Here is a 707-nt window from a genome sequence, read left to right as displayed (position 1 = left end):
GGGTGGGGTCGCCGAGGTGACCCTCGGCGTTTCTGAATTTCAAAACGACGCGATGGCGTTGCTGTGGTCTTCCCGAGGCGCATAGTCAGAATGGGCGTTGGCGCACTTCACGCAGGACCCCACCCGGCCGCTTTCGCGGCCACCCTCCCCTCAAGGGGGAGGGAAACGTCAGGCTGCCTGCGCCATCCGCTCCGAGCTCATCCGGTAGGAGATCGCCTCGGCCAGATGAATCCGCCCGACCGTCTCGCTGGCGTCGAGATCGGCCAGCGTTCTCGCGACCTTCAGCACGCGGTGATAGGCCCGCGCGGAAAAGCCGAGCTTTTCGCTGGCGTCCTTGAGCAGCGACAGGCCCGCTGCATCCGGCATGGCGATCTCCTCGATGACCGAAGGCGAGCAATGCGCGTTGGTGGTGGCCGAGGTAACGCCAAGCCGTTCGAAACGCTCGCGCTGGAGGGTGCGGGCGCGCGCCACCCGCAACGCCACATCGGCGCTTTTCTCCGCCCGGTCGGGCCGGATCAGATCGCCGGCCGAGACCGCCGGCACTTCGATGCGCAAATCGATGCGGTCGAGCAGCGGGCCGGAGATGCGCGCCTGGTAGTCGGTGCGGCAGCGGTCCCCGCGCAGGCAGCGATAGCCGGGCTCGCCGGCCATGCCGCAGCGGCACGGATTCATCGCTGCGACCAGCTGGATGCGCGCCGGATAGGTGA

The 707-nt window shown here is 68.0% G+C and carries 1 protein-coding gene; it reads right to left on the bottom strand.

Annotation, left to right across the window (positions count from 1 at the left end):
* Window positions 1-168 precede the first annotated feature (168 nt).
* A partial coding sequence (locus tag CN311_RS15585; protein WP_133117183.1) for a magnesium chelatase subunit ChlI family protein occupies window positions 169-707 on the bottom strand: 539 nt, incomplete at its 5' end.

This window comes from Mesorhizobium sanjuanii (assembly GCF_002529485.1).
GTDB lineage: Bacteria > Pseudomonadota > Alphaproteobacteria > Rhizobiales > Rhizobiaceae > Mesorhizobium > Mesorhizobium sanjuanii.
The sequence above is the reverse complement of the archived record's forward strand: the minus strand, read 5'-3'. Positions and strand labels throughout refer to the sequence as shown.